20 protein-coding genes are annotated in these 19,473 nt (G+C 73.2%); 5 read left to right on the top strand and 15 right to left on the bottom strand.

The features are described from left to right. Positions 1-5 precede the first annotated feature (5 nt). The 11 genes from ACZ6YG_RS09130 to ACZ6YG_RS09080 form a co-directional block, all read right to left on the bottom strand. Entirely contained in the window at positions 6-1,166 is a 1,161-nt protein-coding gene (locus ACZ6YG_RS09130) for an acyl-CoA dehydrogenase family protein (protein WP_148033457.1), read from the bottom strand. A 2-nt stretch (positions 1,167-1,168) separates the two neighbouring features. After that, positions 1,169-1,567: a Zn-ribbon domain-containing OB-fold protein gene (locus ACZ6YG_RS09125; protein WP_148033458.1), complete on the bottom strand. Its 399-nt coding sequence runs from the start codon at positions 1,565-1,567 to the stop codon at positions 1,169-1,171. Continuing rightward, positions 1,564-2,709 (bottom strand): acetyl-CoA acetyltransferase, encoded by a 1,146-nt coding sequence (locus ACZ6YG_RS09120; protein ID WP_466017625.1) that lies wholly within the window; start codon positions 2,707-2,709, stop codon positions 1,564-1,566. The genes ACZ6YG_RS09125 and ACZ6YG_RS09120 overlap by 4 nt, the downstream gene beginning before the upstream one ends. Continuing rightward, a complete protein-coding gene (locus tag ACZ6YG_RS09115) occupies positions 2,706-3,131 on the bottom strand; it encodes a MaoC/PaaZ C-terminal domain-containing protein (protein ID WP_148033460.1) in 426 nt (141 codons plus the stop codon). The genes ACZ6YG_RS09120 and ACZ6YG_RS09115 overlap by 4 nt, the downstream gene beginning before the upstream one ends. Continuing rightward, positions 3,128-3,628, bottom strand: a complete 501-nt coding sequence (locus ACZ6YG_RS09110) for an FAS1-like dehydratase domain-containing protein (RefSeq protein WP_148033461.1) — start codon at positions 3,626-3,628, stop codon at positions 3,128-3,130. The genes ACZ6YG_RS09115 and ACZ6YG_RS09110 overlap by 4 nt, the downstream gene beginning before the upstream one ends. Then, positions 3,625-4,791 carry a RidA family protein gene (locus ACZ6YG_RS09105; RefSeq protein ID WP_466017624.1) on the bottom strand — a complete coding sequence of 389 codons (1,167 nt, stop codon included), beginning with the start codon at positions 4,789-4,791 and terminating at the stop codon, positions 3,625-3,627. Before ACZ6YG_RS09105 ends, ACZ6YG_RS09110 begins: the two co-directional genes overlap by 4 nt. Next, positions 4,788-6,368, bottom strand: a complete 1,581-nt coding sequence (locus ACZ6YG_RS09100; RefSeq protein ID WP_466017623.1) for an MmgE/PrpD family protein — start codon at positions 6,366-6,368, stop codon at positions 4,788-4,790. Before ACZ6YG_RS09100 ends, ACZ6YG_RS09105 begins: the two co-directional genes overlap by 4 nt. Then, complete coding sequence (locus ACZ6YG_RS09095) at positions 6,365-7,831, bottom strand: CoA transferase (protein WP_466017622.1); 1,467 nt, start codon at positions 7,829-7,831, stop codon at positions 6,365-6,367. The genes ACZ6YG_RS09100 and ACZ6YG_RS09095 overlap by 4 nt, the downstream gene beginning before the upstream one ends. Beyond that, entirely contained in the window at positions 7,828-8,874 is a 1,047-nt protein-coding gene (locus ACZ6YG_RS09090) for an LLM class flavin-dependent oxidoreductase (protein WP_148033463.1), read from the bottom strand. The genes ACZ6YG_RS09095 and ACZ6YG_RS09090 overlap by 4 nt, the downstream gene beginning before the upstream one ends. Then, positions 8,875-9,396, bottom strand: a complete 522-nt coding sequence (locus ACZ6YG_RS09085) for a MaoC family dehydratase (protein ID WP_219549164.1) — start codon at positions 9,394-9,396, stop codon at positions 8,875-8,877. It abuts the gene before it with no gap. A gap of 99 nt (positions 9,397-9,495) precedes the next feature. Beyond that, positions 9,496-10,233 (bottom strand): FadR/GntR family transcriptional regulator, encoded by a 738-nt coding sequence (locus ACZ6YG_RS09080; protein WP_148033465.1) that lies wholly within the window; start codon positions 10,231-10,233, stop codon positions 9,496-9,498. Between the two features lie 84 nt (positions 10,234-10,317). On the opposite strand from ACZ6YG_RS09080, the gene ACZ6YG_RS09075 reads away from it, so the two are divergent. From ACZ6YG_RS09075 to ACZ6YG_RS09055, 5 genes are read left to right on the top strand one after another with little or no spacing between them, the layout of a single operon-like run. Continuing rightward, the gene (locus ACZ6YG_RS09075) at positions 10,318-11,334 is read left to right on the top strand and encodes a zinc-binding dehydrogenase (protein ID WP_466017621.1); all 1,017 of its coding nucleotides are present in this window, start codon (positions 10,318-10,320) and stop codon (positions 11,332-11,334) included. Between the two features lie 50 nt (positions 11,335-11,384). Continuing rightward, positions 11,385-11,822: a YybH family protein gene (locus ACZ6YG_RS09070; protein ID WP_466017620.1), complete on the top strand. Its 438-nt coding sequence runs from the start codon at positions 11,385-11,387 to the stop codon at positions 11,820-11,822. Further along, positions 11,819-12,757: a VOC family protein gene (locus tag ACZ6YG_RS09065; RefSeq protein ID WP_466017619.1), complete on the top strand. Its 939-nt coding sequence runs from the start codon at positions 11,819-11,821 to the stop codon at positions 12,755-12,757. Before ACZ6YG_RS09070 ends, ACZ6YG_RS09065 begins: the two co-directional genes overlap by 4 nt. Next, positions 12,754-13,686 (top strand): VOC family protein, encoded by a 933-nt coding sequence (locus ACZ6YG_RS09060; protein ID WP_466017618.1) that lies wholly within the window; start codon positions 12,754-12,756, stop codon positions 13,684-13,686. Before ACZ6YG_RS09065 ends, ACZ6YG_RS09060 begins: the two co-directional genes overlap by 4 nt. Next, a complete protein-coding gene (locus ACZ6YG_RS09055) occupies positions 13,677-14,390 on the top strand; it encodes an SDR family oxidoreductase (protein WP_466017617.1) in 714 nt (237 codons plus the stop codon). Before ACZ6YG_RS09060 ends, ACZ6YG_RS09055 begins: the two co-directional genes overlap by 10 nt. On the opposite strand, the gene ACZ6YG_RS09050 is transcribed toward ACZ6YG_RS09055, so the two are convergent. Genes ACZ6YG_RS09050 through ACZ6YG_RS09035 form a run of 4 tightly spaced genes read right to left on the bottom strand, consistent with a single transcriptional unit; the run spans position 14,391 to position 19,424 of the window. Further along, a complete protein-coding gene (locus tag ACZ6YG_RS09050) occupies positions 14,391-15,074 on the bottom strand; it encodes a hypothetical protein (RefSeq protein WP_466017616.1) in 684 nt (227 codons plus the stop codon). A 33-nt stretch (positions 15,075-15,107) separates the two neighbouring features. After that, positions 15,108-16,922, bottom strand: a complete 1,815-nt coding sequence (locus tag ACZ6YG_RS09045) for an alpha/beta fold hydrolase (RefSeq protein ID WP_466017615.1) — start codon at positions 16,920-16,922, stop codon at positions 15,108-15,110. A gap of 4 nt (positions 16,923-16,926) precedes the next feature. After that, positions 16,927-18,156, bottom strand: a complete 1,230-nt coding sequence (locus tag ACZ6YG_RS09040; protein ID WP_466017614.1) for an ABC transporter substrate-binding protein — start codon at positions 18,154-18,156, stop codon at positions 16,927-16,929. Positions 18,157-18,191: 35 nt separating this feature from the next. Then, positions 18,192-19,424 (bottom strand): ABC transporter substrate-binding protein, encoded by a 1,233-nt coding sequence (locus ACZ6YG_RS09035; RefSeq protein WP_271279317.1) that lies wholly within the window; start codon positions 19,422-19,424, stop codon positions 18,192-18,194. Between the last annotated feature and the right edge of the window lie 49 nt (positions 19,425-19,473).

The following is a 19,473-nucleotide window of genomic DNA, read 5'->3' as shown; positions in this document are numbered from 1 at the left end:
GCCGCTCACCCGACCTTGACGTCGCCGCGCGACAGCGACCTGGCCACCACCGTGCGCAGCACGTCGTTGGTGCCCTCGCCGATGCTCATCAGCACCGAGTCACGGTAGAGCCGCTCGACCTCGTACTCGGTGGAGTAGCCGTACCCGCCGTGGACCTTGAGCGAGCTGATCGCGGACTCCAGCGCGACCTCCGAGCAGAAGATCTTCGCCATGCCGGTCTGCGCGTCCGCGCGGCCCTTCCTGACCTGGTCGGCGGCCCAGTACGCCATGAGCCTCGCCGCCTGCAGCGTGGTGGCCAGGGAGGCGAGCTGGATCTGCACGGCCTGGAAGTCGCCGATCGGCTGCCCGAACGCCCTGCGCTGGCGGGAGTAGGCCAGGGCCTCGTCGTAGGCGCGCTGGGCGATGCCGACGGAGCGGGCGGCGATGTTGACCCGGCCCCACTCCAGGGCGGACAGCGCCTGCTGCATGCCTCGCCCCTCGATGCCGCCGAGCAGGTTCGAGGCCGGGACGCGCACGTCGTCGAGCACGATCTCGCACGACTCGGTGCCCTTGTAGCCGAGCTTCGGGATGTCCTTGGTGACCTGGTAGCCGGGGGTGTCCGCCTCGACGAGCAGGACGCTCATGCCCTTGTGCGCGGGCGTGGTCGCCGGGTCGGTCTTGACGAGCACCGGCAGCGGGTCGGCGTAGCGGGCGTTGGTGATCCACGTCTTGGTGCCGCTGACGACGTAGTGGTCGCCCTCGCGCCGCGCGGTGGTGCGGATGCCCTGCAGGTCGGTGCCGGCGTCCGGCTCGGTCAGGCCGATGCCGGTGCGGCGCTCGCCGGTGGCCAGCCCGGGCAGGTAGCGCCGCTTCTGGTCGTCGGTGCCGTGCATGGCGATCATGCGGCAGGCCAGGGAGTGGCTGCCGAGGATGCCGGCCACGCCCATCCAGCCGCGCGAGATCTCCTCGAAGACCAGCGCGAACGACACCGGGTCCAGGTCGAGGCCGCCGTACTCCTCGGGGACGGTGATGCCGAACAGGCCCAGCTCCTTGAACCCGTCGACGATCTCCGTCGGGTACCGGCCGGAGTGCTCCCAGTCGCGCGCGACGGGCACGATCTCCTTGTCGACGAACGCGCGCAGCAGGGCGCGGAAGTCCCGCTGCTCCTCGTTCAGCTCGAAGTCCATGATTACCTTTCGTGCCTTTCAAGGGGGACGAACACCGGCAGGGCGCGACCGTCGGGCAGCGGGCGCCAGTCCAGCCGGAGCGGGTCGCCGATCCCGACCGCGCCGGGCTCGTCGGTGACCACGTTGGACAGCAGCAGCACGCCTTCGGCGAGCCGCACCCTGGCGACGACGTACGGGGGCGTGAAGCCGGGCATCGCCCGCTGGACCACGGTGCAGGCGTCGACCGCGGCCTCGCCGGAGGCGTCGAGCCAGCCCAGGCCCTCGGTGGCGCCGCACGCGGTGCAGAGCGCCCTGGGCGGGTGCTGGGCGTGCCCGCAGGAGCAGCGCTGCACGAGCAGCCGCCTCTCCCGGGTGGCCTCCCACCAGGGCAGGGTGACCTCGTCGGGTTCTGGCGCGTTCACCGGTCCACCCCCAGCAGGACGGTCGCGTGCGTGGACAGGATGCCGCCGGTGCCGTGGGCGAGCGCGACCTCCGCGCCCGGCACCTGCCGCTGGCCGCACTCGCCGCGCAGCTGGCGCACGGCCTCGACGAGCAGCAGCACCCCGTACTGGCCGGGGTGGCAGTACGACAGGCCGCCGCCCGAGGTGTCGAGCGGGAAGTCGCCGCCCGGGCGGATGCGCCCGCCGGCGATCCAGTCGAGCGCCTCGCCCCGGCCGCAGAACCCGAGCGCCTCCAGGGTGAGCACGACCGTGATGGTGAACGAGTCGTACACCTCGGCCACGTCCACGTCGGCCGGGGTGAGCCCGGCGCGGGCGAACGCGTCGCGGCCCGCCTCGACGGCGCCGGTCACGGTCAGGTCGTCGACGGCGGTCATCGACGTGTTCGTGGTGCGCTCGCCGTAGCCGAGCACGCGGACCGGCGGCCTGCGCAGGTCGCGGGCCCGCTCCAGCGAGGTGAGCACGATCGCGCCGCCGCCGTCGGTCACCAGGCAGCAGTCGGCCGAGGTGAGCGGCGTGGACACCATGGGCGCGGCGAGCACCTCGGCGGCCCTGAGCGGCCCGGCCCCGTGCCGGTAGGCGGCCGGGTTGAGCAGCGCCCACTCGCGGGCCGCGACCGCGACCTCGGCGAGCTGCTCGCGGGTGCCGCCGTAGCGGTGCAGGTACTGCTGGGCGGCCATGGCGTAGTACGAGATCGGGTACAGCGGCCCGTAGGGCGTCTCGAACTGCGCCTCGGGCGTGTGCGTCTCCACCACGCCGCCGAGCGACCTGGACCGCGCCGAGCGCTGGTTGGACGCGAACGAGACGACGACGGTGGAGCACTGGCCGGCCTCGATGGCCTGGACCGCGCGGGCGACGTACATCTCGAACGCCGACCCGCCCGCGAAGGTGGAGTCGGTCCAGGACGGGCGCAGCCCGAGATACTCGGCGAGCTGGGTGGCCGAGAACCGGGACACCCCGGTGGTGGCCACGCCGTCCACGTCGGCGAGGGTGAGCCCGGCGTCGGCCAGGGCCCTGGTCACCGCCTGGGCCTGCAGCCCGAGTATCGACCTGCCGGTGACGCCGAGGTCGCTCTCGGCGGCGCCGGCGATGGCGACGGCGGTCATGAGGCCTCCCCGCCGAGCACGATCTCCGCTCCGGCCGGCTCGACCGCCACCCGCTCCGGCAGGTCGCCGTCGATGATGAGCACCCGCTGCTCGACCTGGACGACGCCGCCCTCGACGGCGGTCACCCGGCCGACGCAGCGGACGGTCTCACCGGCGAAGACGAGGTTCTTGAACCGGAAGTGCAGGCGGCGCACGAACGCGCGCGGCCCGAGCCAGTCCTGCACCTGCTCGGCCAGGAGCGCGCCGAACACCTGCCCGTCCACGACCGGCGCCGGCAGCCCGCGCGGCGCCAGGTAGTCGGGGTCGTAGTGGAGCCGGTGCCAGTCCCAGGTGGCGCCGGCGTAGGCGACCATGGCGCGCAGGTCGATGGTCCGCTCCAGCGGCGGCACCTCCGCGCCGGGTGTGACCCGCGGTGCTGTCACCGGTCCTCCTTCCGCGCGACGTAGATGATGGTCTCCTCGTTGGTGCAGAGCAGGTCGCCGTCCTGGTTGGTGTAAGTGGCGACGGAGGAGACGACGAGCATGTCCTGCCCTCCGGACGTGCGGCGCTCGGTCGCGCCCTCCAGCCGCCAGGTGGCGGTGATCACGTCGTCCGGGCGGACGTGCCGGTGGAAGGTGTACGTGTTGCCGCCGCGCACCTTCCTGCTGCCCGGGATGTCGATGTGCCAGTCGTGGCCCGCGTACCCGTCGGCGTCGGGCGGCACGTCGGCGTACTGGTTGGTCTCGCAGATCAGCGTCGGCGGCGCGACCACGCCCGGGAGGCCGTGCTCGCGGGCGTAGGCGTCGTCGGTGTAGAGCGGGTTGTCGTCGCCGACTGCCTTGGCGAAGTAGCGGATGGCGGCCCGGCCCAGCTCCTCCGGCGCGGTGTAGGTGACCTCCGTGCCGATCATGGCGCGGAGCTCGTCGCTCAGCAGGCTCATGGCAGCACCGCCGTGGGGAAGACCTCCAGCAGGAACTCCGGCCGCAGCAGGCCGGCGCAGAGTGCGCCGGTGGAGGCGGGCCACGGCTCGCGCAGCCGCTCCTTGCGCACGCCCGCCACGCCCCGGTAGCCGGCCAGCCCGTCCGGGCAGACGAACTCGATCGTGGAGATCAGGTGCTCCGGCCCGGCCCCGGCGGCGGCCAGCACCTGCCCGATCGCGTCGTAGGTGACCTCGGCCTGGGCGACCACGTCGCCGGGGTGCAGGACCTCCTGCGTCTCCATGTCGAGCGAGGCGAAGCCGCTCATCCACAGCATGCCGCCGGCCTTGACGCCGGGCGTGTAGGTGAGCGTGTCGTAGCGGGACCAGCCGGGGTTGACGGCCTCCAGCGGGTGGCGGGAGGCGGTGACCTCCAGCGCGACGAGCACGCCAGGCCGGTGCAGCTCGCTCATCAGGATGCCGCCCGCGCCCGGGTAGACGCCCGCGCCGCCGAGCCGCTCCTTGCGCGCCCGGTGGGTGCGCCGGTAGACGTCGCGGGTGGCGGGGGTGCTGTAGTCGTACGTGGTCACGGCGGCGTCGAGCGACAGCCCGGCGCCGCGCAGCAGCCGGTCGGCCTTGTCCAGGCAGTAGGCGTACTGGCCGACCAGGTCGCCCTCGTGCACCACCGCGCCGTGCTCGTCGACGGGCAGCAGGGTCGGCAGGAACACGGCGCCGTCGGCCGTCTCGGCCACCCCGCCCCCGGAGACGGCCTTGGGCCCGCCGGGGCTCGCGTGCACCTCGATCTCGATGAACGCCGCCGGGCGCAGCAGCCGCTCCACGATCACCGTGCTGACGGCGGGCCGGTGCTCGCCGAAGACCTCCTGCCGGACGGCCTCGGCCTCCGGGTAGTGGCCGAGGCCGTGGACGGTGACGTTCTCGGTGATCTTGGTGACGTCCTGGAAGGTGAGTCCCGCGGCCTCCAGGATCCTCTCGATCTTCGCGTACGCGGTCCTGGCCTGGTCGGTCATGCCGCCCCTGACCACCATGCGGCCGCTCTCCGGGTCGTGCTCGCTGGCCGAGTGGCCGGACAGCCAGGCGTCGGCGCCGTGCGTGAGGCCGAGCGAGAAGGAGTACCCCTCGTAGCGGAACCAGGGGAAGTGGTCGGGACGGATGGCGTTGAGTGTCATGCGTTCTCCTCCGGGGCCGCGAGCCGGTCGGCGAGCGCGGCGATGGCGGTCAGGTCGGGCTCGGCGGCCAGCGCGCGGATCCGGCGAGCCAGCTCGTCCGCCTCCGGTGACGGCCCGCCCGCGTTGGCGGTGAACTTGGCGAGCAGCGCGGCCTCGCTCAGCGGGTTGCCCGGGCCGCCGGCGCTGCTCGGCACCCTGCCCTCGACCTCCCGCCCGCCGGCCAGCCGCAGCCGCACGTGGCCGGGCGCGTCGGCGGCGACGCCGGGGAACGGGGTGACTTCGGTGCGGACCCGGGCCGCGAGCGCGGCGACGTCGTGTCGTCGCAACCTGCCGGGCTCGTACGTGCCGAGCGTCACCTCCCCGTCCAGCAACAGCGCGGCCACACTCCAGGGCAGCGAGAACTTCGCGTCGTACGGGGTGCGCGGCGCGACCTTGCGGTCGGCGGGCTCGCACACGATGGAGGCACTGTCGGGATGCACATACGCGATCACCTCGACCACCTCCTCACCGAGCCGAGCCGCGCGGGTTTCCCCGCCGGGCCGGTCCCCACGGGCCTCTTCGCCGGGCCGGGCCGCGCGAGCCTCCACGCCGGGCCGGTCCCCACGGGCCTCGTCGCCAGGCCGGGCCGCGCGAGCCTCCTCACCGGGGCGCGGCGGGCGGGTCTCCCCGTCGTGCGAGGTCGTACGCGGCTGGGCGGTCTTGTCGCCCAGAGTTGCTTCGCGGAGGGCATCGGCGGCGGCGTCCAGGGTGGCGTGCATGAGCTGGCAGGCCGGGTACGGCTTGACGGTGATGCGGGTGGTCTCCCACGTCTCGCCCAGGCCGTCGGTGATGCGGGCGATGTCCGCGGGGCGGGCGGCCAGGGCCGCGTAGAGGCCGTGCGGACCCTCGATCACGGTGTCGGGACCGCTGGCGCCGGCCGCCGCGAGCCGGGCGGCCAGGATGCCGGACGCCGAGGCCAGGCCGGGGTGCAGCTGCTTGGTGGACGCGCCGGTCGACAGGAACTCCAGCAGGCCCCCCGCCTGGCTGCCGGCGATGCCCAGCGCGTCCACGGCGGTGGCGGGGTCGAGGCGCATCAGCCGGGCCGCCACGACGGCGGCGGCCAGCACGCCGCACGCCATGGTGGCGTGCAGGCCGCGGGCGTGGAAGGCGTGCGGCGCGGCGGCGCCGAGCCGGCACACGGTCTCGTACCCGGCGATGGCGGCGGCGAGCGTCTCGGCGCCGCTCGCGCCGGTCTGCTCACCGACGGCGAGCGCGGCGGGCAGCACCGCGGCGGTCGCGTGCACCAGCCCGCCCGCGTGCGTGTCGTCGAAGTCGAGCGCGTGCACGAGCGTCCCGGTGGCCAGCGCCGCCGCCACCGCCGACCCGCGCCCCCCGGTCCCGGGAATCCCCGACTCGGGCGGCCCCCCGAGCCCGCGGGCGACGGCGATCGCGGGCGCCGCCGCCCCGGCCCGGCCGCCCGCGACGGCGGTGCCGAACCCGTCGAGCAGATGCCTGCACGCGGCCTCCCGCACCTCCTCGGGCGCGCCCGCCGGCCCGGGCCCGAGCGCCCAGGCCACGAGAGTACGCGCGACGGTCACGACCCCACCGCCCCCACACCCTCCGAAGCCCCACCACCGGAGGCAGCCGCCCCGCCGCCGGAAGCCGACGCGGTGTTCCCGCCGGAGGCCGGGGCCTCGCCACCGGAAGTCTGCGCGCCGTCCCCACCGGAAGCCGAGACAGCGCCGCCGGAAGCCGACGCGGTGTTCCCGCCGGAGGCCGGGGCCTCGCCACCGGAAGTCTGCGCGCCGTCCCCACCGGAAGCCGGGACAGCGCCGCCGGAAGCCGGCGTGGTGTCGCCGTCGGGAAGCGGGCCGAAGGCGCCGGCGCTGGTGAGGGCGTCGATCCGGGTGTCGTCGTAGCCGAGGAGGTCGCGGACGACGTGGCCGAAGTCCTCGTTGCGGCGGGGCGCGCGGCGGTAGGCGGGACGGTCGGCGCCGACCCGGACCGGGGAGGCGACCTGGCGGACGGTGCCCCAGTGCGGGTGCTCGGTCTCCACCAGGAGGTCGCGGGCGAGGGTGTGCTCCTCCTTCATGGCCGCGGGCACGTCGTTGATCGGGCCGCACGGGATGGAGGCGGCGTAGAGCGGCTTCAGCCACTCGTCGACCGTGCGCCGCCGGAAGATCTCCTCCAGCAGGGGCAGCAGCACGTCCTTGTTGCGCCGCCGGTCGGCGAAGGTGGCGAAGCGCGGGTCGCCGGCCCACTCGGGGTGACCGATCACCACGGCGAGCCGCTGCCAGAACTTCTCCTTGGCGCAGCCGACCACCAGCCACCCGTCGGCCGCCTCGAACGCCTGGAACGGCACCAGCGACGGGTGCGCCGAGTGACGGGTGCGCTCGGGGACGAACCCGGCGTTGAGGTGCCAGACCGCCGGGTAGGTCAGCAGCCCTATGGCGGTGTCGTACAGGCTGACGTCGCAGTCCATGCCGACCCCGTCCCTGCGGGCCGCGTGCAGGCCGGCCAGCAGCGAGATGGCCGCCACGAACCCGCCGGAGTAGTCGACCATCGACAGGCCCGACTTGGTCGGCGGGCCCTCCGGGTCGCCGGTGAGGTCCATCCACCCGGCCAGGCCCTGGAGCACGTAGTCGTAGCCGGGCTCCTTGCTGCGCGGCCCGGTCATGCCGAAGCCGGTCAGCGAGCAGCACACGATGGCCGGGTTGAGGTGCTTGAGGTCGTCGTAGGTGATGCCGATCTTGGCCGGCACGTCGCCGCGCAGGTTGCTGTAGACGGCGTCGCTGACCTTGACGAGGTCCTCGAAGACCGCGCGGCCCTCCGGGCTGGACAGGTCCAGGGAGAGGCTGCGCTTGTTGCGGTTGAAGGTCTCGAAGAACAGCGAGTCCTCGCCCTCGGCGTACGGGGGCACGTAGCGGCCGACGTCGCCGCCGGCCCTCGGGTCCTCGATCTTGATCACCTCGGCGCCCAGGTCGGCCAGGTGCACGCTGCCGAACGGGCCCGCGCCGTACTGCTCGACGGCGATGATCCGGACGTCTTCCAGCGGTCTCACGCTCGTCCTCCCGTGATGTCGGCGATGAGGCGGATGATGGATCGCTGCGCCGCCCTGGTCTCGGCGGCCGGCAGGCCGTGCGTGGGCGGGGTCAGCTTGACGGAGCCGGCGAGGCCCTCGTAGGCGGCGATCCGCTCCCGTACCTCGTCGTGGGTGCCGGCGAGGGTGAGAGCGTCCACCATGCGGTCGGTCACCACGTCCCCGAGATGGTCGGCGCCGCGCCCGCCGCGGAAGGCCTCGATCACGGCCTCCTGCTCGGCGGCCAGGTCGTGGAAGGCGAAGAAGTCCGCGTAGCTGCGCACGCTCGCGTAGAAGCCGACCAGTCCGGCGGCGCGGCGGCGGGCCAGCTTCGGGTCGTCGTCGACCGAGCAGGCGGCGGAGACGACGAGGTCGAGGTCGCCGCGCCCCTTGCCGCGCTCATCGACGTGGGCCTTGGCGAGCCCGGCCTCGATCTCCGGCAGGATGCGCTCGGCCAGGTAGGAGGGCGAGCACAGCTCGTGGGAGATCCAGCCGTCGCCGATCTCGGCGGCGAGCCTGGTCATCGCCGGGCCGACGGCCGCCAGGTAGATCGGGATCCGGGTGCGGACGACCGGGAAGGGGCGCTGGTAGCCGACGATCCGCATCGGCTCGTGCTCGCCTTCGAGCACCATCGGCTCGCCGGTGCCGCAGTGCTCCCAGAAGTGGCGCAGGTAGCGGACGGTCTCGCGCAGGTGGCCGACCGGCTTGCCCCAGCGGGCGTTGTGCCAGTCCTCGTTGAGCCGCTTGACCCCGGAGCCGAGCCCGAGCACGAACCGGCCGCCGGACAGCTCGTCCAGGTCGAGCGCCTCCAGCGCGGTCACCATCGGGCTGCGGGTGAACGCCAGCGCGATCGCGGTGCCGACCCGGGCGGTGCCGGTGGCCTGGGCGAGCGCCGCGGCCGACACGGTCGCGCTGCGGTGCAGCTCGGGCACCCACACGACCTCCGCGCCCGCCTCCTCGGCGGCGCGGGCGGCGGCCGCCTGCTCCTCCAGGGTCTCGCCCCACGGGCCGTAGGTGATGCGCACTCAGTCCTCCAGGGCGAGCGGCTGTTCCGCTGTCGGGAACAGGCCCTCGATCTGCTCGGCGCCGCGCCGGTAGACGTAGAAGGTCCGCTTGAACGAGCAGACCTCCTTGCCGTCCTGGTTGAGCGTCCTGGTCTTCACGGTGACGATGCCGGCGTGCGGGCGGCTGCCGGACTCGCGCTTCTCCAGCACGATCGACTCGCTCCACAGCGTGTCGCCCGCGAACACCGGGTGGGTCATCCGGATGTCGGTCCAGCCCAGGTTGGCGAAGGCGTTCTGGGTGAGGTCGGTGACGCTCTGCCCGACGGCGATGGCCACCGTGAAGGTGGAGACCACGAGGGGCTTGCCGAACTCCGACTTCGCCGCGTACTCCGCGTTGAAGTGCATCTGGTTGGTGTTCATCGTGAGGAGCGTGAACCAGGTGTTGTCCGCCTCGGAGACGGTCCTGCCGAGTGGATGCTGATACACGTCCCCGACTTCGAAGTCCTCGAAGTACCGGCCCTGCCAGCCCGGTTTGACACTCATGACGTTTCCTCGCTCTGGCCTCACGCTGACAGCCAGAGCCTAAACGTCAGACCATTCGAGGGTCAAGGTGGTGTTCCGCTCTACGCAACGACGTTTCGGCTAGTCGCCGTTCTGGCGTCGCTCCCTGTCGATGCGCGTGTAGGTCTCGCGCAGGTGCTCCAGATGCTCGCGCTGGGCCCGCTCGGCGGCCTCGCGGTCGCCGGACTCGACGGCCCCGAAGATCTCCCGGTGGTCGCGGTCGACCCGCTCGAAGAAGTCGGACGCCGCCTCGTCGCGGGCGAACCTGCTCTCCAGCACGCCGAACACGGGCGCGGTCACGGCGGTCAGCAGCGGGTTGCCCGCCGCGGCGAGCAGCACCTCGTGGAAGCCCCGGTTGGCGGCGAACCCGCGCCCCCGGTCGCGGCGCGGCTTGACCAGGGACCGCCGCAGGGCCTCCAGCTGCTCGGGGGACCTGCGCTCGGCGGCCAGCCCGGCGGCGGGCACCTCCAGCAGGCACCGGACCTCCAGCAGGTTGGCCACCGAGCCGGCGTCGGTGAACAGCGCGAAGCTGGAGCGCAGGTAGTGCTTGATGTGCTCGGGGTCGGGGTGGACCACGAAACTGCCCCCGGCCACTCCCCTGCGGGTGACCAGCAGGCCCTCGCTGGAGAGGACGCGCAGCGCCTCGCGCACCGTGCTGCGGCTCACGCCGTACATGGCGCACAGCTCCGGCTCCACCGGGAGCCGGTCGCCGGGCTTCAACTGGCCGGCGAGAATCTGCTCCCTCAGCCGGCTCGCCAGGTCCTGGTACGCCGGAGCAGCGGCGCGGTCGGTCGGCACGGCCACAGCGTAACCCGCCATGCGGGATCACCACGACTCCGGATTCCCTCTAGCGAAACGGTGTTTCAACATGAAACCCTGATGCTCCACGTGAAGGGAGCCCCCATGACCAGCACCAGCCCACCCCCGGAGAGCGTGCGCAGGATCGTCCTGGCCCGCCGGCCGGAAGGAGTGCCCGCAGAGGAGGACTTCCGGCTGGAGACCGTGCCGGTCACCTCGCCCGGCCTCGGCGAGGTGCTGGTCCGGGCCGTCCACCTGTCGCTCGACCCGTGGGTCCGCGGCGCCATGACCGGCCGCAACCTGGGCCACCCGCCGATCCACCCGGGCGACCTGGTGCCCGGCAGGGCCGTCGCCCGGGTGGTGGGCACCGGCGAGTGGGTGGTGGCCGAGACCGGCTGGCAGGAGTACGCCACGGTGCCCGCGGAGTCGCTCCGTCCGGTCGCCGTGCCGCCCGGCGTCCCCCGTACGGCCGTGCTCGGGGTGCTCGGCACGCCCGGCCTGACCGCGTACGCCGCGATCACCCGGCTGATCCGGCCGGCGGTCGGCGACACCGTCGTGGTCTCCTCGGCCACCGGAGCCGTCGGCGGCGTGGCCGGGCAGCTCGCCCGCCTCGCGGGCGCGCGCACCGTGGCGATCGTCGGCGGGCCGGCCAAGTGCGAGCTGGCCACGGACCTCTTCGGCTACGCGGCGGCCGTCGACCGGCATGACCCCGGCTGGGCCGACGCGCTCGCGGAGGCCTGCCCCGACGGCGTCGACGGCTACCTGCACATGGCGGGCGGCGAGGTGCTGCGCGGGGTGGCGGACCGGCTCGCCCCGCACGCCCGGGTGGCGCTCGCCGGCCTGCCCGACCACGCGAACGAGGCGGGCGAGACGGTCCTGCCCGCCGGGGCGGTCATGCGGGCGCGGGCGTCCGTGCACGGGCTGGTCGTGTACGACCACTTCGACCTGCGCCCGCGGTTCGCCGACCGGGTGGGGAAGCTGCTCACCGAGGGGGGGCTCCGCTTCCTGGAGGACGAGCACCACGGCCTGGAGTCCACGCCCGCCGCCTTCATCCGGCTCATGTCGGGACTGAACACCGGCAAGGCCGTGGTGCACCTTGACCGGGATACATCAGACAATTAGGGTCTTCGAAACACCGTTCCGAGTAGCGGAATGATCGGGGAGGCGGATCCATGAGAACACCGGTCGGCACGGCGGAAGCCATGCTCACCTCCGTCATCGAGCGGCGGCTGGAGGGCGTCCTCGACACCTTCTCCCCCGCCGACGACGCGTACGTCTTCGTCGAAGGTCCCCGCTGGACCACGCAGGGCGGCGACCGGATCAAGGCCGGCTGGGAGGCCTACTTCAAGGCGCCCATCCGGATCCACGGCTTCCGCTGGGTGGAGGGCCCGTTCTGCTGGGAGGCCGACACGCTGGCCCAGGTCGCGGGCGTCATCGACTACGACATCGAGGGCGACGGCAAGAAGGGCCGGCTCCGGATGCGGATGACCTGGCTGGTGCGCCGCGAGGACGACACCTGGCGCATCGTGCACGAGCACGGCTCGCAGCCGCTGGCCGACCCCTACGGCGCCGGCGACTGGTGGCCGGAGGGCGAGAACCCGCTGCGATGAGCGACGTCCCGCTGGTGGAGGAGCTGGCCTGCGTCTGGATCGAGGTTCCCGGCCTCGACGCCACGGAGGAGCGCCTGCGGAGCGTCCTCGGTCTCGAATCCCGCGCGAGCGGCACACTCGCCCCGGAAGCCGGGCTCGGCGGATGGGCCGGGCGGCCGTGGGCGCTGCTGGGACCGCCCGGCTTCCCGTACGGGATGGTCTGCCTGGTCGAGGGCGAGGCGCGGCCGGTCACGCGGGCGCTGCCGCGCGGCTGGGACTCGGTGGAACTGGTCGTCGAGGACGTCGACGCGGCCTCCGGGCGGCTGGCCGGCTGGCCCGGCGTCCGGCCCGTGGCCGAGCCGTTCACCACCGACCTGTCGGAGCTGGGCAGCAACGTGCACCGCTCCGGCGTGTGGCGGATGCCCTGGGGCACCCACCTGATCCTGACCACCGGCCTCACCGAGCCGCGGGGCCGTAGCTTCCCCAGCGCCCGCCGGGGCACCGGCCCGGTCTTCGAGGTGCACCTGCGCACCGACGACCACGACACGGCGCGGCGGCTGTACGGCGGGAGCCTCGGCATGCCCGCGCTGATGGCCGCCGACTTCACCGAAGGCCCGCTGCACCGCGCCTGGGGCATCCCCGGCGGCACCCCGGTCAGCATGAGCCTGCTCAAGAGCGGCCGCGAGGGCACCGGCCGGGGCGCGATCGAGCTGCAGGGCCACCCGGCCGCGAACCTCGACCCGGCAGGGCTGCCCGGCGGCACCGGCCTGGTCAGCTACGCCTGCGCCGACCTCGACGCGGCGCACGCCGCCGTGCTGGCGGGCGGGCACCGCGCCACCGACCCGGCCGTGCCGGGGACCGGGCCGCTGGCCGGACGCCGGTCGTTCGTGGCGTACGGGTCCGAAGGAGAGCGGGTGCACCTCGTGGCGCACCGGGAGGAAGGGAACACCCCGTGATCAGCGAACTGCGGGTGACGACCGTCGCCGTGTCCGACCTGGATCGCTCCCGCGCCTTCTACGCGGACACCTTCGGGTACGTCCCGCACGCCGAGGCGGAGGTGCGCGGCCCCGCCGCCGAGGCCGCCTGGCAGATGCCGGCCGGGCTCACCGGCAGGGCCGTGGTCATGGGGCCGGAGGGGGCGACGACCGGGCTGCTGCGCCTGGTCCAGTTCGCCGCCCCCGGCCGCCCGTACTGGGGGGAGTACGCCCGCCCGCAGGACTACGGCCACTACGCGCTCAACATCAGGGTCGACGACCTCCACGCCGCCGTGGCACGGCTGGTGGCGGCGGGCGGCCGGCAGAAGTCGCAGCCGACCCGCTGGACCGTGATGGAGGACCTGTCCGCCTGGGACTCGCTCTCCTACGACCCGGACGGCGTCGTGCTCGACGTGTTCCAGCTGGAGCCGGGACCGACCAGCCCGCTCGCCGGGTACGACGGCCGGCCGAGCGAGCTGCAGACCGTCGCGATCCACGTGAGCGACGCCCGCCGCGCCGCCGCCTTCTACACCGCGCTCGGCTACGAGGTGCTGTACGACAAGCTGATCGAGAACATGGAGTCGTTCTTCCGCCTGCCGCCGGGCACCGGGCTGCACAACATCAACCTGTTCATGCCGGGCGGCACGGTCAACGGCCGGGTGGAGATCGCCCAGTACGTCGGGTTCCCCGGCAGGCAGCAGCGCGACGCGGCCGTGCCGCCCAACCTGGGCATCCTGTCGGCCTCCCTGGAGACGGACGATCTGGCGGCCACGTCCGCGCTGGTCACGGGCCTCGGCGCGGAGCCCGTCCGCCCGCCCGTCGAGGTGGACCTGCCGCCGTACGGTTCCGCGCTCGTCCAGTCCTTCTTCGGGCCGGACGGCGAGGTCCTGGAGTTCTACCAGTGCGGGTGAGGCGGGTCGCGCTGGTCACCGGCGCGGGAAGCGGGCTCGGCCGGGCCGTGGCCCTGGCTCTGGGCGCCGACGGCTACGCCGTGGTCTGCGCCGGGCGGCGGGCCGGTCGGGTGGCCGAGACGGCCGGGGAGATCCGGTCCGCGGGCGGCGAGGCCGTCGGCGTGCCGCTCGACGTGACCGTGACCGAGCGGGTGGACGCCGTGGTCGCCGGGGTGGCTGCCACGTACGGGCGGCTCGACGTGCTGGTCAACAACGCGGGCGTCTTCCGCAAGGCCGAGATCGTGGACCTGGACGACGAGGCGTGGCGGGAGACCGTCGACGCGAACCTGACCGGCGCCTTCCTGTGCGCCCGCGCCGCCGCCCGGCAGATGACCGGCCAGGAGCCGGTGGCGGGCGAGCGCGGCCACATCGTCAACGTCAACTCCGGCGCGGGCCTGCGCGGCTACCCGACGGGGGCGGCGTACTCGGCCTCCAAGTTCGGCCTGCTCGGCCTGTCCGACACCCTCCGGCAGGAGCTGGCGGGCCGCCACGTGAAGGTGACCGACCTGGTGGTGGCGGCCATGGTGAAGAGCGAGTTGTCGAACCGGGCCGATCCTGACCGGCTGGAGGCGTCCGTGGTGGGCGACCTGGTGCGCGACCTGCTCCGTCTGCGCGGCGCGGCCGTGGTCACCCGGCTCGACCTGGGACAGCTCCCGGCCTCCTGATCACCCGCCGTCGCGCAGCTCCACCAGCTCGTAGGAGGAGGACAGGCGGTCGGAGCGGAGGCGGATCAGCAGCCAGTCCCCGTCCGTGCTCGTCCACAGGTGTTCCTCGGCCCCGCCGTCGCTGGTCAGCAGGAAGTGCCGGGTGGGAAAGGTGCCGGCGGGCACGGTGACCGTCTCCTCGCCGACCAGGGTGGCGGTGAGGTCGCCCAGTTCGTCCGCGTACGGCCCGGTCGCCCCGTTGGGGCGGGGCGAGGAGCGGAACCCGCCCGTCAGCGGCTGCGGGCCGCCGGCGGCGAGGTCGTACGCGGGGACGATCCAGGCATCGCAGCACACCGCGTGCGGCACGAAGAACGGCGGCGGCCCGGCCAGCGGGACCCGCTGCGACACCCTGCCCTCGTCCCTGAGCAGCAGCTCCGACTCCAGGGTGTCCTCGCCGAAGACGAACCATCCCTCGCCCAGGAACGCGCCGCCCACCCGGTGGCTGACGAAGGACCGCAGCGGACGGAACCCGGCGGACGCGGTGTGCACGACGTCCCGCTCGATGTCCGTGTCGAACATGCGGCAGTGGGCGCGCAGCGTGCGGGTGCCGTCCTCGGCGGCGGTGAGCGTCCACTCCTCGCGGCCGCGCACCCCCACCCCGTCACCCATGTAATGGATCACTCCGTGCCGGTAGCGGCTGCTCAACGGTGCACTTCTCCTTCTCGCGGACGCGCCGGCTCACCCGGCCACGTCGTCCAGGGCTTTCAGCAGGGAGGCGACGCCGCCCGTCCCGTCGTGGCCGGGCACCGCGCGCACGGCCCCGGCCGTGAACGGATCCCAGACCGGGTCGGCGGCGACCACCGGCACCGGCGGCTCGCCTGGCCACGCGGCGGCGGCCCTGAAGGCGGCGGCGTAGGTCCGCCACGACCTTGCGAGGTCGAGCGTCCTGCGGTGCAGCTCGGCCAGGTCCGGCCGGCCGCCGGGCAGTTCGAGCAGACCCGTCCCCAGCCCGCCGTCCCGCACCAGGTGCCAAGCCCTGAGCAGGTGCGTGCCGTGCTCGTCGGGCACCAGGTCAGGGGTACGCGCGCAAGCCTCACTTTCGGTCAGCACGGCCGGGTCAGGCAGGCCGGCCAGCGCCAGCGCCCGCACCCGCCCGGGACCCAGCCGAGCGACAGCGACGGCCACCACCGCACCGGCTCCGATCCCATAGATGTCAACGCCGTCGACCCCGAGCGCGTCGATAGCGTCCCCGACAGCCAGAACGATCTCGTCACGCAACCCGGACCCGGCTTCGGCGGCCAGATAGGACCCGCCGGTCCCCGGCAGGCCGTCGCGCGGGCCGGATCCAAGCGTGGTCGCCGGGCCCGAGCCGCCAGTTCCCGGCAGATCATCGCGCGGGCCGGATCCAAGCCTGGCCGCCGGGCCTGAGCCGCCGGTCCCCGGCAGGCCGTCGCGCGGGCCTGATCCGGGCCAGGCGGCCAGGTCCGAGTCGCCGGTTCCCGGTAGGTCGAGGGCGAAGGCCGGGCGGTGGCGGCCCACCTCGGCGAGCAGGTCCGTGACGGCTCGACCGGAGGCGGGGGCCGGGGGCAGGATCACCAACGGCCGCCCTGACCCGTCGGCCGGTCCGGCCGTTCTGACGAGCAACTGCCCAAGCCGGGTCGGCACGTACCGACGGCTCACGCCTTCTACGCGCCCGACCGTACCGGGCGGGGCCGCATCGGACGGCACCGCGCCGGATGGTGTGTGGGATGTCGCGTGGGTGTGGATGCGGGACGCCAGTGCCGGGGTGCCGGAGGCGGAGGTTTCCAGCTGGAGCCGGTGCGCGGGAAGGCGTGCCAGGTGGGCGTGGAGGGGGTCGGCGGGGGATGCCAGGACCAGGGTGGGGACGGTCAGGCGGGCGAGCAGCGGGACCGGGTCGCAGGTGAAGGCCGCGCGGTAGGCCAGCGGGTAGTTCGCCCCCGCCTCCAGCAGCCCCGTGGTCACCTCGTGCAGGTACGAGGCCGGCGGCGGGACGGCGGCCAGCCGGGAGGCGGCGCGCTCGTCGTACCAGGGCCAGTACAGGAACATGTTCCGCACCTGGTGCCACGCCGCCACCAGATGGCCGCCGTCGCTCCGCGGCTCCACCGGCGGCAGGTAGTGGGCGAGCTGGTCGGCCCGCTCCTCGGGAGTGGACACCCCGACCCCGTCGAGGACGAGCGAGGCCACCAGCTCCGGCCTCGCGGCCGCGAGGGACAGAGCGATCTTGGCCCCCGTGTGCGTCCCGTACAGATGGACCCGATCCAGCCCGAGCGCGGTCAGCGTCTCGCCGAGGGCCGCGCCGTAGTCGGCCATGTCCGGGTCCGGCGCCGGGAGCGGGTCGGAGCCGCCGTGCCCCGGCGTGTCGAGCGCGTACACCGTGAACGAGCGGGCCAGCTCGGCGGCCAGCTCGCGCAGCGGCCGCCAGTCGCCGGGAGAGGCGTGGAGAAGGACGACCGGCAGGCGGGCAGGTCCGCCATGCCCGGCGCGGGCGTAGTGGACCTGCCGGCCGTTCACCGTGACGAAACGGCGCTCCATCCGGTCACTTGCCGATTTCGACCGTGTGCCAGCCGTCGGCGTCCTTCTTCCACTGGTAGACGTGGATGTCGTCGATGCCGAAGAACTCGTGCTTGTCCGGGCTGATGGAGTTGCCGGAAGGCGTCTCCTGGTCGGAGATCTCGATCGAGTCGAGCGTGGCCGCGACCTTGTCCGGGTCGATCGACTGGGCCTGCTCGGCGGCCTTGGCGTAGGCGAGCACGCAGTCCGCGGCGATCTCGGCCGCCTTGGGCGACTCGGCGCCGGTCTTCGGGCCGGTGTTCTTGCCGAACCGCTTCTCGATCTCCTCGATGTGCGTGCGGTAACCGGGCTTCCAGGTGTCGCGGCCTTCCTTGCCCGGGTACGGGTAGTAGGTGGCGCTGAAGATCGCGCCGTCCGCGGCGTCACCGGCCGCCTCGACGAAGGAGATGTTGCGGGCGCCGGAGCCGCCGACGATGAGCCCCTTGTAGCCGGTCTCGCTGGCGGCGGCCATGGTCTTGGCGCCGCCGGCCGAGTTGGAGATCCAGATCGCGCCGGCGTCCTTGAGGTTCTCGACGTACGCGCGGTGCGACTGGTCGTCGTTGCGGGTCTCCTGGAAGCCCGCGAAGGTGAGCCCGGCGGCCTCGGCCTGCTTCTGGATCTCGGCCGCGGTGCCCTTGCCCGCGTCGTCCCCCTCGTACACGATGCCGACGGACGTGATGCCCTCGGCCTTCAGGTGCTCGACGATCTTCTGTACGTCCAGGGAGACGGGGTCCTGGGCCCGGTAGCCGTACTTGACCGAGGCGAAGTCGCCGGTGGCGACCATCGGCTGGCAGTTGACCTTCTTGGCGTTCTCCAGGACGGGCTTGGCGGCGTTGTAGAACGCCGACAGCGCCGGGCCGATCACCAGCCCCACGCTGTCGTCACCGGCGAACTCGTTGGCCGCCTGCACACCCTTGGCCGGGTCGAGCGCGGTGTCGCGGACGACCAGTTCGAACTTGGCGCCGCCGACGCCGCCCTCGGCGTTGAGCCGGTCGATCTCGACCCTGACCGAGTTCTCCATGGAGATGCCCGCGACGGCGAACGCGCCCGTCACCGGGCCGATGAGCCCGACCTTCACGACCGGCATGCCGGCGCTCCAGCCGCTGCCGGAGGCCGCCTGCTCGACTCCGGCTCGTTCTTCCTTGCTCGCGCAGGCGGTGAGCAGCAGGGTGGCGCTCGCCAGCGCCAGCAGCTTGCGACCAGTGGTGACCGTCATCACGGGGGTCTTCCTCTCAGGGGCTTTCAGGTGACTCAGGACTGAGGTGTGACGTCGGTGACGAACCAGCCGTCGGCGTCCTTGTCCCACTGGTAAACGTGAATGTCTTCCATGTGGTAGAACTCGTGGTCCGCCGGCTTGATCGTGTTGCCGGAGGCGGTCTCGGTGTCGGGGATGTTCAGCTGCTCCATGGCGGTGGCGAGCTTGTCCGCGTCGAGCGACTTGGCGCTCTCGGCCGCCGCGGCGAAGGCGACGATGCAGTCTCCGGCGATGGCCGTGCCCTTGGGCATCTTGGCCCCCGACTTCGGCCCCTCGACCACTCCGTACTTCTTCTCGACGGCTTCCACGTGGGCGCGGTAACCGGGCTTCCAGGTGGCGCGGTCGCGGATGTTGAACTCTACGTTGCCCGCGGCGAAGACCGAGCCGACGGCCATGTCCTGGGCGGCGTCGAGGAAGGAGACGTTCTGCAGCCCTGAGGTGCCGGCCATCACGCCCTTGTAGCCCGACTCGGCAGCGGCGGCCATCGTCTTGGCGCCGCTGGCGTTGCTGGAGACGATGATCGCGCCGGCGTCCTTGAGCGCGTCGACGTAGGGCCGGTGGGACTGGTCGTCGTTGCGGGTCTCCTGGTAGCCCTTGTACTCGACGCCGTACTTGGGGCCGTACTCCTTGAGGTACCCGTCCATGGCCTTGCCGGTGTCGTCGGCCTCGTAGACCAGCCCGACCGAGCTGACGCCCTTGGCCTTGAGGTACTCCACCAGCTTCTCGACGCTCAGGTTGTTGGGGTCCTGCGAGCGGAAGCCGTACTTCAGCGAGCCGAAGTCGCCGGTGCCGACGCCCGGCTGGCAGTTGAGCTTGCTGTTGGTCTCGAAGATGTTCTTGGACGCGTTGTAGAAGGCCGACAGCGAGGGCCCGACGACGAAGTGCACCTGGCTGTCGCCGACCAGCTCGTTGCTGGCCTGCACCGCCTTGGCCGGGTCGAGCGCGGTGTCGCGGACGACGAGCTCCAGCTTGGCTCCCCCGACGCCGCCGGCCTCGTTGACGCGGTCCATCTCCACCCTGATGGAGTTCTCCTGGAGGATGCCCAGGATCGCGTACGCGCCGGTCATCGGGGCGATGAGCCCGATCTTTATGGTGTCGGCGCCCGCGCTCCAGCCGGCGTTTCCCGTTTCGCCGGCGGACTGGGCGCGCTCTTCCTTGCTCGCACAGCCGGTGAGCACCAGCGCGCTGACGGCAGCCGCAGAGATCCAGCGAAGTCCGGTCCCACGCATGTGCCACCTCCTTGTTCTCATGCCCCCGAGCCAGTAATTCCAATGTGCG

This window comes from Nonomuraea sp. NPDC054003 (assembly GCF_055585125.1).
This window is presented reverse-complemented; position numbering and strand designations above follow the sequence as displayed.